Origin of the sequence: Streptacidiphilus sp. P02-A3a (genome assembly GCF_014084105.1) — a bacterium.
Lineage (GTDB): Bacteria > Actinomycetota > Actinomycetes > Streptomycetales > Streptomycetaceae > Streptacidiphilus.
Window position 1 is genome coordinate 3,091,079 of record NZ_CP048289.1, and the last position, 15,179, is coordinate 3,106,257.

Genomic DNA, 15,179 nt, shown 5'->3' on the forward strand with positions numbered 1-15,179 from the left:
AGACGCCGGAGGCAGTGACTCCGGAGGGCCCCCACAGGATCGCTGCGTCGTTGCCGCGCCACACCCTGTCCACCGATCCCCGGTGGTGGTGGCGCGTGCCAACCCACGGCATGGACAGAGAGAATCGAGAAGGTGGCATCACCCAAATCCCGTCCGCGTGACGGATACCCGGGGCGTGCGCTGAGTCTGATCCTGGTGATCGCGGTGGCGCTGGTCGCCATCATGTTCGGCACCGGGTACAAGACGCCGCACCTCGGCATCGACCTCGCCGGCGGCACCAGTGTCACGCTCACCGCGTCGGCGCCGCACGGCAAGCCGGCCTCGGCGGTCAACTCGACCAGCATGAACCAGGCTGTCGCGATTCTCGACAAGCGGGTCAACGGCCTGGGCGTGTCCGATGCCGCCGTGCAGACGCAGGGCAGCAATACCATCGTCGTCACCATGCCCAAGGGCGTCAGCTCGAACCAGGCGCTGGAGGCGATCGGCCAGACCGCGCTGCTCTACTTCCGCCCGGTCCTGGCCGAGGCCGTTTCCGGTGCCCCCGCTGTCACCACCAGCCCCTCGCCGTCCACCTCGGGCAGCACCGCCCCGTCCGCGAAGCCGCAGGTCTCCGCGTCGACCGCGGCCTCCGTCTCGGCCAACCCGTCCGCCACGGCCAAGACCCAGGGTGACGCGGTCTCCCAGGCGCTGACCGCCGGTGCCACCGCCTCCGGCACGCCGAAGTCGACGGCCTCCGCCAAGGCGAGCAGCACCGCCAAGGCCGCCGCCGGCGCCACGCCGTCCGCGTCCGCCAGCGCCGCCCCCGCCACCTCCTCGGTCGAGGGCACCGTCCCCGCGGCGCTGACCGCCGCCTTCAGCAGCCTCGACTGCTCCAAGGCCGACCAGCGGGTCGACCACCAGCAGAACGAGACCAGCGACGCGGTCGCCTGCGCCCAGAGCGCCCAGGGCGGTGTCTGGGTCAAGTACGCGCTCGGCCCGGTGGCCGTCGAGGGCAAGGACATCTCCAACGCCCAGGCGGTCATCAGCACCACCACCGGCCAGTGGGAGGTCAACCTCAACTTCAACTCCAAGGGCACCACGGAGTTCGCGAAGACCACCGCCACACTGGCGTCCGCGACCAGCCCGGCGAACCAGTTCGCCATCGTGCTGGACGGCCAGGTGCAGTCCGCGCCCGAGGTCAGCCAGGCGATCACCGGCGGCCAGGCGACGATCAACGGCGGCACCCCGCCGTTCACCTCGCAGCAGGCCAACGACCTGTCCAACGTGCTCAGCTACGGCGCGCTGCCGCTGACCTTCACCACCGCGGACGTCGTCACCGTCTCCCCGCAGCTCGGCAGCAACCAGCTGCAGGCCGGCCTGGTCTCCGGGGCCATCGGCCTCGCCCTGGTCATCCTGTACTCGCTGATCTACTACCGGGGCCTCGGCCTGGTCGCCATCGCCGGTCTGGCCATGTCCTCGGTGCTGACCTACTCGATCATGAGCCTGCTCGGCGGGACCATCCACTTCGCGCTGAACCTGCCCGCGGTCTGCGGCGCGATCGTGGCCATCGGTATCACCGCGGACTCCTTCGTCGTCTACTTCGAACGGATCCGGGACGAGGTCCGCAAGGGCTCCTCGCTGCGCCCGGCCGTGCAGCGGGCCTGGCCCCGCGCCCGGCGCACCATCCTGGTGTCGGACTTCGTGTCCTTCCTCGCCGCCGCGGTGCTGTACTTCTTCACCGTCGGCACGGTCCAGGGCTTCGCGTTCACCCTGGGGCTGACCACTCTGCTCGACGTCGTGGTGATCTTCCTGTTCACCAAGCCGCTGATCACGCTGCTGGCCCGCCGCAAGTTCTTCGCGGAGGGGCACCCGATGTCCGGACTCGACCCCAAGCGGCTCGGCGTCCGCCCGCCCATCCGTGGCGGTCGCCGCCGCCTCGCCGACCCAAAGGAGGCCTGACCAGATGTCACGCTTCGGCAACCTTGGTCACCGCCTCTACGTCGGCGACGTCAGCTTCGACTTCGTCGGTCGTCGCAAGCTCTGGCTGATCCTCTCCGGGGTCATCCTGCTGCTCGCCGTCGTCGGCCTGTCGGTGCGCGGCCTGAACCTCGGCATCGAGTTCAAGGGCGGTGAGATCTACACCATCTCGAAGCCCGGGGTCACCGTCAGCCAGGCCCAGGACGCGGCGAACAAGCTCACCAACAGCGCCAACACCGTCGTGCAGTCGCAGACCAGCGGCAGCAACGGCAAAGAGATCACCGTCCAGATCAACGCCAGCGCGAACGTGGGCATCGTCCAGGCCCGCAACGAGCTGAGCTCGCAGCTGGGGCTCAACCCGCAGGACATCAACACCCAGGCGATCGGCGCCAGTTGGGGCAAGGAGATCAGCCAGAAGGCGCTTGAGGGCCTGATCGTCTTCCTGGTCCTGGTGACGTTCTACCTCGCCGTCGCCTTCGAGTGGCGGCTCGCGGTGGGCGCGCTGACCGCGCTGATGCACGACCTGGTGATCACCATCGGCATCTACGCGCTGCTGGGCTTCACGGTCAGCTCGGGCACCGTGATCGGCTTCCTGACCATCCTCGGTTACTCGCTGTACGACACCGTGGTCGTCTTCGACGGCCTCAAGGACGCCACCGCGAAGCTGCAGAGCCAGAGCCGGGAGACCTACAGCGAGGCCGCCAACCGCTCGCTGAACGGCACCCTGGTCCGCTCGGTCAACACCACCGTGCTGGCGCTGCTCCCGGTCGCCGGGCTGCTGTTCATCGGCGGCGCGATGCTGGGCGCGGGCACCCTGAACGACATCTCGCTGGCGCTGTTCATCGGCCTCAGCGCCGGTGCCTACTCCTCGATCTGCGTGGCCACCCCGATGGTCGCCTGGCTGAAGGAGAAGGAGCCGGTGAACCAGCAGCTGGCCAAGCGGGTCACCGCCCGCCGCGCCTCCGAGGCGAAGGCCGTGGCCGAGGGCCGCACGCTGGAGCCGCAGGACGGCGACGACCAGTCCGCCGCCGACCAGCCCGAGGACGACGCCGACGCCGTGGGCGCGGGGACCGGCAGCAACGGCGTCCGCCGTCAGCCGGTCAACCGCAGCCGCAGCGACCGGCGCTCCACCGGCAAGCGGAACTAGGGAGCGCCACCGATGATCGAGACGGCCGACCTCGCCGGAGTCCTCGCGGCGCACATCCGGGACGTCCCGGACTACCCCAAGCCCGGGGTGGTCTTCAAGGACATCGCCCCGCTGCTCGCCGACGCCGAGGGCTTCGCCGCGCTCGTCGACCACCTCGGGGAGCGGGCCCGGGCGCTCGGGGCGACCAAGGTCGTCGGCCTTGAGGCGCGCGGCTTCATCCTGGCCGCCCCGGCGGCCTACGCGGCCGGGGCGGGCTTCGTCCCGGTCCGCAAGGAGGGCAAGCTCCCCGGGCCGTGCCACCGGCAGGCGTACGAGCTGGAGTACGGCGCGGCCGTGCTGGAGGTGCAGACCGACGCCTTCACCCCGGGCGAGCGGGTCCTGGTGGTCGACGACGTGCTGGCCACCGGCGGCACCGTCGAGGCCGCGCTGGAGCTGGTCCACCGCGCCGGAGCGGAGGTGGCCGGGGTGGTGGTACTGATGGAGCTCGGCTTCCTCGGCGGCCGCGCCCGGCTCGCCGAGCGCCTCGGCCAGGCCCCACTGGAGACCGTGGTCACCGTCTGACCGTGCCGAACCGGCCCTGTGCCGCACCGCCTCGGGCGGGTCACCGGAACCCCCGGTGACCCGCCCGAGGCGTCCGGGCGAACGGCTGTCCCCGCAGCTCGGTACCATGGAGAGCCCGCGACTCGCGCCGAAGGAGTGCACTTGCCCGAAGAGGTCGTGCCCACCACTGCCCATGCGCAGGACGGCGCCCCCGCCGCTGACCAGGCGAAGGGCCCGCGCTCCGGCACGCCCACCGCGCCGTCAACCGCCCCCGTGCCCTCGGCCACGGCCGCCGCGCACGCCCCGGTGGTACGCGGCACCGGTACCACCGGCGCGCACGCCGTCGCCGCCCGCCCCGGCGCGGCCTCGCCCAGCCGGGTCCGGGCCCGGCTGGCCCGCCTCGGCGGCCAGCGCAGCAGCACCTTCAACCCGGTCCTGGAGCCGCTGTTCCGGATCGTCCGCAGCAACGACCCCAAGGCCGACCTGCCCACCCTGGAGCGCGCCTACCAGATCGCGGAGCGCTGGCACCGGGGCCAGAAGCGCAAGAGCGGCGACCCGTACATCACCCATCCGCTGGCGGTCGCCACCATCCTCGCCGAGCTCGGCATGGACTCGCCGACGCTGATGGCCGGGCTGCTGCACGACACCGTCGAGGACACCGAGTACGGCCTGGACACGCTGCGCCGCGACTTCGGCGACACCGTGGCGATGCTGGTCGACGGCGTCACCAAGCTGGACAAGGTCAAGTTCGGCGAGGCCGCGCAGGCGGAGACGGTCCGCAAGATGGTCGTCGCCATGGCCAAGGACCCCCGGGTCCTGGTGATCAAGCTGGCCGACCGGCTGCACAACATGCGCACCATGCGCTACCTCAAGCGCGAGAAGCAGGAGAAGAAGGCCAGGGAGACCCTGGAGATCTACGCCCCGCTGGCGCACCGGCTGGGCATGAACACCATCAAGTGGGAGCTGGAGGACCTCGCCTTCGCGATCCTCTACCCCAAGATGTACGACGAGATCGTGCGCCTGGTCGCCGAGCGCGCGCCCAAGCGCGACGAGTACCTGAGCACGGTCACCGACCAGGTCATGGGCGACCTGCGGGCGGCCCGGATCCGGGCCACGGTCACCGGACGGCCGAAGCACTACTACAGCGTCTACCAGAAGATGATCGTCCGGGGACGCGACTTCGCCGAGATCTACGACCTGGTGGGCATCCGGGTCCTGGTCGACTCGGTCCGGGACTGCTACGCGGCGCTGGGCACCATCCACGCCCGCTGGAACCCGGTGCCGGGGCGGTTCAAGGACTACATCGCCATGCCCAAGTTCAACATGTACCAGTCGCTGCACACGACGGTGATCGGGCCCGGCGGCAAGCCGGTGGAGCTCCAGATCCGCACCTTCGACATGCACCGGCGGGCCGAGTACGGCATCGCCGCGCACTGGAAGTACAAGCAGCAGGCGGTCGCGGGCGCGTCCAAGGTCCGCACCGACACGCCCACCGGCAAGGGCGCCAAGGCCGAGACCGTCAACGAGATGGCCTGGCTGCGGCAGCTGCTGGACTGGCAGAAGGAGACCGAGGACCCGAGCGAGTTCCTGGAGTCGCTGCGCTTCGACCTGTCCAACAACGAGGTCTTCGTGTTCACCCCCAAGGGTGACGTGATCGCGCTCCCGGCCGGGGCCACCCCGGTGGACTTCGCCTACGCGGTGCACACCGAGGTCGGCCACCGGACCATAGGCGCCCGGGTCAACGGCCGACTGGTACCGCTGGAGAGCACCCTGGACAACGGCGACCTGGTGGAGGTCTTCACCTCCAAGGCCGCCACCGCCGCGCCGTCCCGGGACTGGCTGGGCTTCGTCAAGTCGCCGCGCGCCCGGAACAAGATCCGCGCCTGGTTCTCCAAGGAGCGCCGCGAGGAGGCCATCGAGCAGGGCAAGGAGGCCATCACCCGGGCCATGCGCAAGCAGGGCCTGCCGCTCCAGCGGATCCTCACCGGCGACTCGCTGGTCACCCTCGCCCACGAGATGCGCTACCCGGACATCTCCTCGCTCTACGCCGCGATCGGCGAGGGCCACGTCTCCGCGCAGACCATCGTGCAGAAGCTGGTCCAGGCGCTCGGCGGCGAGGAGGGCGCGACCGAGGACATCGCCGAGACCACCACCCCGTCCACCAGCGGCGGACGCCGCGGCAACCGCCGCAACGCGGCCGACCCGGGCGTCGTGGTCAAGGGCGTCGCCGACGTCTGGGTGAAGCTCTCGCGCTGCTGTACACCGGTGCCGGGCGACCCCATCGTCGGCTTCGTCACCCGCGGCAACGGCGTCTCCGTGCACCGCGCCGACTGCGTCAACGTCGACTCGCTGGCGCAGCAGCAGGAGCGCATGGTCGAGGTCGAGTGGGCGCCCACCCAGTCCTCGGTGTTCCTGGTCGCCATCCAGGTCGAGGCGCTGGACCGGTCCCGGCTGCTCTCGGACGTCACCCGGGTGCTCTCCGACCAGCACGTCAACATCCTGTCGGCGGCGGTGCAGACCTCCCGCGACCGGGTGGCGATGAGCCGCTTCACCTTCGAGATGGGCGACCCGAAGCACCTGGGCCACGTACTGAAGGCGGTACGCGGCGTCGAGGGCGTCTACGACGTCTACCGGGTCACCAGCGCCCGCACCCGGTAACCGGCGACAGCAGGAGGGCCCCGCACCAGCCGGTGCGGGGCCCTCCTGCTGTTCGCGGCCGGGAGCTTCGCGGCCGGGAGTTCAGCCGCCGAACTCCTCCAGGCCCTTCAGGGCCTGCTCCAGCAGCTCGCGGCGGCCCGACAGCTCGGCCTCCAGCTTGGCGGCCCGGCCCGCGTCGTTCTTGGCCCGGGCGGCCTCGATCTGCTTCTCCAGCTTGTCCACGGCCGCCTGGAGCAGCCCGGTCATGCCCTGGGCGCGGGCCCGGGCCTCCGGGTTGCTGCGCTGCCACTCGGCCTCCTCGGCCTCCCGGATCGCCCGGTCCACCGTGTGCAGCCGGGCCTCCAGCTTCGGCCGGGTGTCGCGCGGCACGTGGCCGATCTCCTCCCAGCGCTCGCTGATCGTCCGGTAGGACGCCTTCACCGCCTTCAGGTCCGCGATCGGGAGCAGCGCCTCGGCCTCGACCAGCAGCGCCTCCTTCAGCGTCTGGTTCTCCCGCTCGCCCGCGTCCCGCTCGTCGAAGACCGCCGAACGGGCCTGGAAGAAGACGTCCTGCGCGCCCCGGAAGCGGGCCCACAGCTCGTCCTCGGCCTCGCGCTGGGCCCGGCCGGCCGCCTTCCAGTCCGCCATCAGCTCGCGGTAGCGGGCGGCGGTGGCGCCCCAGTCGGTCGAGCCGGACAGCGACTCGGCCTCCTTCGCCAGCTTCTCCTTGGTCAGCCTGGCCTCGTCGCGCTGCTGGTCCAGCGTCGCGAAGTGGGCCTTGCGGCGCTTGGAGAAGGTCGAGCGGGCGTGCGAGAAGCGGTGCCACAGCTCGTCGTCCGCCTTGCGGTCGAGCCGGGGCAGCGCCTTCCAGGAGTCCACCAGCGCCCGCAGCCGGTCCCCGGCCTCCCGCCACTGGGTGGACTCGGCCAGCCGCTCGGCCTCGGCCACCAGCGTGTCCTTGGCCCCCCGGGCCTCCTCCTGCGCCTTGGCGCGGGCCGCCCGGCGCTCCTCTCGGCGGCTCTCCACCTCCGCCACCAGGGCGTCGAGCCGGGTCGCCAGGGCGGCCAGGTCACCGACCGCATGCCCCTCGGTGACCTGCGCGCGCAGGTGCTCGATCGCGGTCAGGGCGTCCTTCGCGGCCAGGTCGGTCGTGCGCACCCGGCGCTCCAACAGGCCGATCTCGACGGCGATGCCGTCGTACTTCCGGGTGAAGTAGGCGAGGGCCTCATCGGGGGAACCTGCCTGCCACGAGCCGACGACGTGTTCGCCCTCGGCCGTCCGCACGTAGACGTTCCCCTCGTCGTCGACACGGCCCCACGGGTCGCTGGTCACAGCGCCTCCTCCATATGGTGGCCCTCCGCTGGGGGAGGGCCACCCTCCACAGTTCGTTGCCCGGCCTGGCTCAGACTGGCCACCGGGGTCAAGGCACCCTACAAGACGCCAACATAGGCGACTGGTACCGGTGCTGTCCGTATCCCGACGGCTAAAACTGTCCCGCGTGCCGCCCGGGACGGATCAGACCTTCGCGGCCGTCACCGTCTGCATGATCACGCTCTCCTTGGGGTGGCCGTCGCCGGTCCCGTTGGAGTTGTCCGAACCGGCCGCGGCGATCGAGTTCAGCACGCTCATACCGCCGGTGATGGTGCCGAACGGGGTGTACGACGGCGGCAGCGTGCTGTCCTTGTAGACCAGGAAGAACTGGCTGCCGTTGGTGTTCGCGCCGGAGTTCGCCATCGCCACCGTGCCCGCCGGGTAGGTCACCGTGGAGCCGCTGCCGAAGGCCTTCAGGTTCTCGTCCTTGAACGAGTAGCCGGGGCCGCCGGAGCCGGAGCCGGTCGGGTCGCCGCACTGGAGCACGTAGATGCCGGAGGTGGTGAGCCGGTGGCAGGTCACGTTGTTGAAGTAGTCCTGGTCCGTCAGGAAGACGAAGGAGTTCACCGTGACCGGGGCCACCGAGGGGTTCAGTTGCAGCGAGACCGTGCCCCGGTTGGTCTTGATGGTGATGTTGTACTTCGCCGAGGTGTCGATGGTCATCGCCGGCGCGGTCTTCCACTGCTTGCCGTTGTTCTTCGGCACCGCGGCGGTCGCGGTCGCGCTCGGGGCGGCCGAGGGCGCGCTGCTGGCGGCGGGCGTCGCCTTGTCCGCCGAGACCGCCTTCTTCTTGCTGCCGGAGTCCGTGCCCCACCAGATCCCGCCCGCGATGACCACCACCGCCAGCACCGAGGAGCCGATGATCAGCGCGTTCCGCCGGGCCCGGCGCACCTTCTCGGCACGGACCCGCATCTGCCGCTCGTACTTGATCTGGGCCAACTGCCGCGCCCGCTTCTCCTTGTCCTTGGAAAGCGCGGGCTTGTGCGGCTTCGACGTGTTCTTGGCGGCCACCGACAGTCACTCCCTACTGACGTCCCCGCACCTCGTCGGTGGGGATCTTTCCACTTGTTGGGCGCTCAGTGTAGGGACGGAATCTTTAAATACTCTTCAGGTTCCAGAAATCGGCCGCCGCCACCCGCGGACAACGGGTTCGCGATCGTCCCCGCCCCGCCGGTAGGCTGCGGGGAAGACCTCCGCGCCGTCCGGCGCACCGCCGAGACCGTCCCGACGTGCAAAGGACCCACGTGTTCATCGCCGGATTCCCCGCAGGCGCCTGGGGCACCAACTGCTACCTGGTCGCCCCGGCCGTCGGCGAGGAGTGCGTCATCGTCGACCCGGGCCACCAGGCCGCCGCCGGAGTCGAGGACGCCGTCCGCGAGCACGGGCTCAAGCCGGTCGCCGTGCTGCTCACCCACGGGCACATCGACCACGTCGCCTCGGTCGTCCCGGTCTGCGGCGCGCGCGGGATCCCGGCCTGGATCCACCCCGAGGACCGCTACATGCTGGCGGACCCGGAGAAGGCCCTCGGCCGCGCCCTCGGCGCCCAGCTCATGGGCGAGCTCACCGTCGGCGAACCCGACGACGTCCGGGTGCTCACCGACGGCAGCACGCTGGAACTCGCCGGACTGCGCTTCGGCGTCGACCACGCCCCCGGCCATACCGGGGGGTCGGTGACCTTCCGGACCCCCGCCGCACCGGAATTGCCGCCGGTGCTCTTCTCGGGGGACCTGCTCTTCGCCGGCTCCGTAGGACGCTCCGACCTCCCCGGCGGCGACCACAGCGCGCTGCTGCGGTCGCTGGCCCGGGTATGCCTGCCGCTCCAGGACGAGACCGTGGTCCTGTCCGGACACGGCCCCCAGACCACCATCGGCCGCGAACGCGCCACCAACCCGTACCTGCTCCAGGTCGCGGGCGCGGGCACCGAAGGCACCGCCGCCCAGCGGCGAGGAATGTAGACGACACAGCAGATGAGCACTTTCCAGGCCCCCAAGGGCACGTACGACATCCTGCCCGCCGACTCCGCGACCGTGCTCGCGGTGCGCGAGGCGATCTCCGCCCCGCTGCGCCGGGCCGGCTACGGCTACATCGAGACCCCGGTCTTCGAGGACGTCGCGCTGTTCTCCCGCGGCGTCGGCGAGTCCACCGACATCGTCAGCAAGGAGATGTTCACCCTCACCAAGCGCAGCAGCGAGGAGCTCGCGCTGCGCCCCGAGGGCACCGCCTCGGTGCTGCGGGCCGCGCTCCAGGGCAACCTGCACCGGATCGGCAGCCTCCCGGTCAAGCTCTGGTACAGCGGCTCGCAGTACCGCTACGAGCGGCCGCAGAAGGGCCGCTACCGGCAGTTCTGGCAGGTCGGCGCGGAGGCCGTCGGCGTCGAGGACCCGGCGGTGGACGCCGAGCTGATCATCCTCGCGGACGACGCCTACCGCTCGCTGGGCCTGCGGAACTTCCGGATCCTGCTGAACAGCCTCGGCGACAAGCAGTGCCGCCCGGTCTACCGCGCCGCGCTGCGGGACTTCCTGGCCGGGCTCGACCTCGACGACGAGACCGTCCGCCGGGCCGAGCTCAACCCGCTGCGGGTGCTCGACGACAAGCGCGAGTCGGTCCAGGCCCAACTCACCGGCGCGCCCAGGCTGGTCGACTACCTGTGCGAGGAGTGCAAGGAGTACCACGAGCAGGTCCGCGAGCTGCTGACGGCGGCCGGGGTCGGCTTCGAGGACGACACCAAGCTGGTCCGCGGCCTGGACTACTACACCCGCACCACCTTCGAGTTCGTCCACGACGGCCTCGGCGCGCAGTCCGCCGTCGGCGGCGGCGGACGCTACGACGGCCTGTCCGAGATGATCGGCGGCCCGGCGCTGCCGTCCGTCGGCTGGGCGCTCGGCGTCGACCGCACCGTGCTGGCACTGGAGGCCGAGGGCGTGGTGCTGCCGACCCCGCCCGCGGTCGACGTCTTCGGCGTCCCGCTCGGCGAGCAGGCCCGCCGGGTGCTGTTCGGCGCGGTCACCGCGCTGCGCCGGGAGGGCCTCGCCGCCGACCTCGCCTACGGCCACAAGGGACTCAAGGCCGCCATGAAGGCCGCCGACCGCTCCGGCGCGCGGTTCGCCCTGGTCGCCGGGGACCGGGACCTGGCCGAGGGGCTCGTCCAGCTCAAGGACCTCACCACCGGCGACCAGACCCCGGTCGCCCTCGACGCTCTCGTCGCCACCCTGAAGGAGAAGCTGAAGTGATCCGCAGCCATGAAGCCGGCACGCTCCGCCCGGAGCACGCCGGCACCACCGTGACCCTCGCGGGCTGGGTCGCCCGCCGCCGCGACCACGGCGGTGTCGCCTTCATCGATCTGCGCGACGCCTCCGGCACCGTCCAGGTCGTGGTGCGCGACCTGGAGGCGGTCTCCGAGCTGCGCTCCGAGTGGTGCGTCAAGGTCGTCGGCGACGTCCGGGTGCGGCCCGAGGGCAACGAGAACACCGAGATCCCGACCGGTGCGATCGAGGTCGTGGTCAACGAGCTGACCGTGCTCTCCGAGTCCGCCGCGCTGCCGTTCCAGGTCGCCGAGTACGAGCCGGGATCGGTCAACGAGGAGGTCCGGCTCCGCTACCGCTACCTGGACCTGCGCCGCGAGGGGCCGGCCAAGGCGCTGCGGCTGCGCTCCCGGGCCACCCACATCATCCGCACGGTGATGGAGGAGAACGGCTTCCTCGACATCGAGACCCCGTACCTCACCCGGTCCACCCCCGAGGGCGCCCGTGACTTCCTGGTGCCGGTCCGGCTCCAGCCCGGCCACTGGTACGCCCTGCCGCAGTCGCCGCAGCTGTTCAAGCAGCTGCTGATGGTGGCCGGGATGGAGCGGTACTACCAGATCGCCCGCTGCTTCCGGGACGAGGACTTCCGCGCCGACCGGCAGCCGGAGTTCACCCAGCTCGACGTCGAGGCGTCGTTCGTCGACCAGGAGGACATCCTGGAGCTCGGCGAGAAGCTGATCGCCAGGATCTGGAGCGAGGTCCACGGCCACCAGGTGCGGCTCCCGCTGCCCCGGCTGACCTACGCGGACGCGATGGCCCGCTACGGCTCGGACAAGCCCGACGTCCGCTTCGGCAACGAACTGGCCGACCTCACCTCGTACTTCGAGGGCACCGAGTTCCGGGTGTTCCAGGCGCCCTACGTGGGCGCGGTGGTCATGCCCGGCGGCGCCTCGCAGCCGCGCAAGCAGCTGGACGCCTGGCAGGACTGGGCCAAGGCGCGCGGCGCGCGCGGCCTGGCGTACGTGCTGGTGGACGCCGAGACCGGCGAGCTGCGCGGTCCGGTCGCCAAGAACCTGTCCGAGGCGCACCTGGCCGGGCTGGCCGAGGCGGCGGGCGCCAAGCCCGGCGACGCGGTGTTCTTCGCGGCCGGAAAGAAGACCCCCTCGCAGGAGCTGCTGGGCGCGGCCCGGCTGGAGATCGGCCGCCGCTGCGAGCTGATCGACGAGTCGGCCTGGGCCTTCCTGTGGGTCGTCGACTTCCCGATGTTCGAGCCGATCGAGGACGACAAGGGCGAGTTCCAAGGCTGGCACGCGGTGCACCACCCGTTCACCGCGCCCACCGCCGAGAGCCTGGACACCTTCGACAAGGACCCGGGATCGGCCCTGTCCAACGCCTACGACCTGGTGCTGAACGGCAGCGAGATCGGCGGCGGCTCGATCCGCATCCACCAGAAGGACGTGCAGAAGCGGGCGTTCGACGCGATCGGGCTCTCCGAGGAGGAGGCCCAGTCGCAGTTCGGCTTCCTGCTCAACGCCTTCGACTTCGGCCCGCCGCCGCACGGCGGCATCGCCCTGGGCCTGGACCGGCTGGTGGCGCTGCTGGGCGGCTACGAGACCATTCGCGACGTGATGGCCTTCCCGAAGACCTCCACCGGCGGCGACCCGCTGACCGGCGCGCCCACGCCGATCACGGCGCAGCAGCGCAAGGAGGCCGGCGTGGACGCCAAGCCCAAGTCGGAGCAGCCGGAGGGCTGACCGCGCGGCGGCGTCGAACGTGAGGGGGGTGACCACACCGTGGTCGCCCCCCTCGGGTTTCCGCCGCGGCTCAGCCGACCGCGGTCAGGTAGCCGTTGCTGACCAGCCACAGCACGTTCAGCGCGGCGGGCGCGCCGGGGACCAGGGAACCGTCGAGCTGGTACTGCCAGCCGTAGCCGCGCTGGCCGAACCAGGGCGCGATCGGACCGGCGTCCACCTTGAACGGCTTGTCCACCCGGTAGTCGTGGTAGTTGCAGGTCGCCGCCGGGTTGCTGTCCAGGCTGGACGGCGGGATCGAGCGGGAGGTGTAGGACAGGCCCGCGGGGGCGAGGAAGGAGCCGTACTCGCTGCCGTAGCGGTCGATGTCGGCGCCGGGCCGCAGGGTCTGGGTGATCTCGACCGGCTTGCCGTCGGGCGCGATCACATAGCCGTTGTCCGGCGGGTAGATCCAGCCCGGGGAACCGTTGTTGGCGGTCGGGCTGTAGTACGTGGCCAGCAGCCGGGCGTCGCCCAGGTCGCCCCCGCGCCGGTAGCCGAGGAGTTCCTGGCCGACCCGGCCGATACTCGGCAGCCGCTGCGGTCCGAGCCGGGAGTCGGCGTCGTAGTAGGCGGCCGAGCAGGCGTTCAGCGGTGTGGAGTGGACGCTGAGCGCGCCGATCGCGCCGGGCACGGAGGCCTGGGCGCTGGACGCCCCGCTGCCGACCGCGCCGCCGGTGAGCAGCGCGGTGGCCGCGAGCGCGGCGGCCAGGTTCCTGCGGATGCGCATGATCCCCCTTGGGTGTGTTCCGTGACGGATTGTGTGCGTACGGTGACCAGTGAAGCGGGTGTGGCGGTACCGCGTCAACGGTGCCCGGGGGAGCGCGCCGCGTGTTGTCGGTGCCGGGCGCTAGTGTCGGGGGAGTGGAACCCGATCTGTTCACCGCAGCCGCCGAGGAACGCCAGGCCAGGGAGCCGGGGCGGTCCCCGTTGGCGGTGCGGATGCGTCCGCGCACCCTGGACGAGGTGGCCGGGCAGCGACGGCTGCTGGGCGAGGGCTCGCCGCTGCGGCGGCTGGTGGCCGGGGCGGCCGGGCCCGCCGCGACCTCCTCGGTGATCCTGTACGGGCCGCCGGGCACCGGGAAGACCACGCTGGCGTACGTGATCAGCCAGGCCACCGAGAAGCGCTTCGTCGAGCTGTCGGCGATCACCGCCGGGGTGAAGGAGGTGCGCGCGGTGATCGAGAGCGCGCGCCGCGAGGTGGGCGCCTCCGGCCGGGAGACCACGCTGTTCCTGGACGAGATCCACCGCTTCTCCAAGGCCCAGCAGGACAGCCTGCTGCCGGCGGTGGAGAACCGCTGGGTGACGCTGATCGCGGCCACCACCGAGAACCCGTACTTCTCGGTGATCTCACCGCTGCTGTCGCGCTCGCTGCTGCTGACCCTGGAGTCGCTGACCGACGAGGACGTGCGCGGGCTGCTGCGCCGGGCGGTGGCCGACGAGCGCGGGCTGGGCGGGGCGCTGGCGCTGGCCGAGGACGCCGAGGACCACCTGGTGCGGATCGCGGGCGGCGACGCCCGCAAGGCGCTGACCGCGCTGGAGGCGGCGGCCGGGACGGCGCTGGCGCTGGGCGCGGCGGAGGTCCGGCTGGCGGACGTCGAGCAGGCCGTGGACAAGGCGGCGGTGCGCTACGACCGGGACGGCGACCAGCACTACGACGTGGCCAGCGCGCTGATCAAGTCGATCCGGGGCAGTGACGCGGACGCCGCGCTGCACTACCTGGCGCGGATGATCGAGGCGGGCGAGGACCCGAGGTTCATCGCCCGGCGGCTGATGATCTCGGCCAGCGAGGACATCGGCCTGGCCGACCCGAACGCGCTGCCGCTGGCGGTCGCGGCGGCGCAGGCGGTGGCGATGATCGGCTTCCCGGAGGCCGCGCTGACGCTGTCGCACGCGGTGATCGCGCTGGCGCTGGCACCCAAGTCCAACTCGGCGACCACCGCGATCGGCGCGGCGATGGCCGACGTCCGGCAGGGGTTGGCCGGGCCGGTGCCGCCGCACCTGCGGGACGGCCACTACGCGGGGGCGAAGAAGCTCGGCCACGCGCAGGGCTACGTCTACCCGCACGACCTGCCGGAGGGTGTCGCGGCGCAGCAGTACGCGCCGGACGCGGTGCACGGCAAGCGCTACTACGAGCCCACCCGGCGCGGCGCGGAGGCCCGCTACGCGGACATCTCCGAGTGGGTGCGCGGGCGGTTGTCGGGGGAGTAGCGGGACCGGTGGTCAGCGGGGTGTACGGGACCCCGTACACTGGCTGGAGCGAGATGTCCCGTGCCTCGGCGAAAGCCGGGCGTCACCAGCGGGGCGTCATACAGGGAGCCCTCCGTTCGCGGGGGTGCCTCCAGGAGCGTCGCGCACCTTCGGGTGTCGCGTGCAGCCCACCACCTCAGCGGCGGTGGGCCTGTCGTGTGCCGCACTTTGTGCCCGGTACCGGAGAACGGCAGACTGCCCCGCCCTCGGCGCGGCGGTTTCCCCGGACCGCGTAAGGCGACCTCC

At 71.6% G+C, this 15,179-nt stretch carries 11 protein-coding genes; 8 read left to right on the top strand and 3 right to left on the bottom strand.

What is annotated here, in order from left to right; all coding sequences use genetic code 11:
• Positions 1–132 precede the first annotated feature (132 nt).
• From secD to GXP74_RS14095, 4 genes are all read left to right on the top strand, one after another.
• Complete coding sequence (gene secD, locus GXP74_RS14080; RefSeq protein WP_225447917.1) at positions 133–1,938, top strand: protein translocase subunit SecD; 1,806 nt, start codon at positions 133–135, stop codon at positions 1,936–1,938.
• Between the two features lie 4 nt (positions 1,939–1,942).
• Entirely contained in the window at positions 1,943–3,103 is a 1,161-nt protein-coding gene (secF, locus tag GXP74_RS14085; protein ID WP_182451830.1) for a protein translocase subunit SecF, read from the top strand.
• 12 nt (positions 3,104–3,115) lie between these two features.
• Positions 3,116–3,664: an adenine phosphoribosyltransferase gene (locus tag GXP74_RS14090; protein ID WP_182451831.1), complete on the top strand. Its 549-nt coding sequence runs from the start codon at positions 3,116–3,118 to the stop codon at positions 3,662–3,664.
• Positions 3,665–3,805: 141 nt separating this feature from the next.
• Entirely contained in the window at positions 3,806–6,301 is a 2,496-nt protein-coding gene (locus GXP74_RS14095; protein WP_370468419.1) for a bifunctional (p)ppGpp synthetase/guanosine-3',5'-bis(diphosphate) 3'-pyrophosphohydrolase, read from the top strand.
• A gap of 81 nt (positions 6,302–6,382) precedes the next feature.
• On the opposite strand, the gene GXP74_RS14100 is transcribed toward GXP74_RS14095, so the two are convergent.
• A complete protein-coding gene (locus GXP74_RS14100; protein WP_182451832.1) occupies positions 6,383–7,612 on the bottom strand; it encodes a DUF349 domain-containing protein in 1,230 nt (409 codons plus the stop codon).
• A 183-nt stretch (positions 7,613–7,795) separates the two neighbouring features.
• Positions 7,796–8,563, bottom strand: coding sequence for a peptidylprolyl isomerase (locus GXP74_RS14105; protein ID WP_182456426.1), 768 nt, complete (start codon positions 8,561–8,563; stop codon positions 7,796–7,798).
• A gap of 332 nt (positions 8,564–8,895) precedes the next feature.
• Between GXP74_RS14105 and GXP74_RS14110 the strand changes: the two genes are divergently transcribed.
• The 3 genes from GXP74_RS14110 to aspS are packed head-to-tail and all read left to right on the top strand — an operon-like array spanning position 8,896 to position 12,647.
• Positions 8,896–9,606, top strand: a complete 711-nt coding sequence (locus tag GXP74_RS14110) for an MBL fold metallo-hydrolase (RefSeq protein ID WP_182456427.1) — start codon at positions 8,896–8,898, stop codon at positions 9,604–9,606.
• A 12-nt stretch (positions 9,607–9,618) separates the two neighbouring features.
• Positions 9,619–10,881, top strand: coding sequence for a histidine--tRNA ligase (hisS, locus tag GXP74_RS14115; RefSeq protein ID WP_182451833.1), 1,263 nt, complete (start codon positions 9,619–9,621; stop codon positions 10,879–10,881).
• Positions 10,878–12,647: an aspartate--tRNA ligase gene (gene aspS, locus GXP74_RS14120; protein WP_182451834.1), complete on the top strand. Its 1,770-nt coding sequence runs from the start codon at positions 10,878–10,880 to the stop codon at positions 12,645–12,647. The genes hisS and aspS overlap by 4 nt, the downstream gene beginning before the upstream one ends.
• A gap of 70 nt (positions 12,648–12,717) precedes the next feature.
• On the opposite strand, the gene GXP74_RS14125 is transcribed toward aspS, so the two are convergent.
• Positions 12,718–13,413, bottom strand: coding sequence for a TNT domain-containing protein (locus GXP74_RS14125; protein WP_225447919.1), 696 nt, complete (start codon positions 13,411–13,413; stop codon positions 12,718–12,720).
• Between the two features lie 134 nt (positions 13,414–13,547).
• Here GXP74_RS14125 and GXP74_RS14130 point away from each other — a divergent pair, with 134 nt between their 5' ends.
• Positions 13,548–14,894: a replication-associated recombination protein A gene (locus tag GXP74_RS14130; protein ID WP_182451835.1), complete on the top strand. Its 1,347-nt coding sequence runs from the start codon at positions 13,548–13,550 to the stop codon at positions 14,892–14,894.
• Positions 14,895–15,179 lie beyond the last annotated feature (285 nt).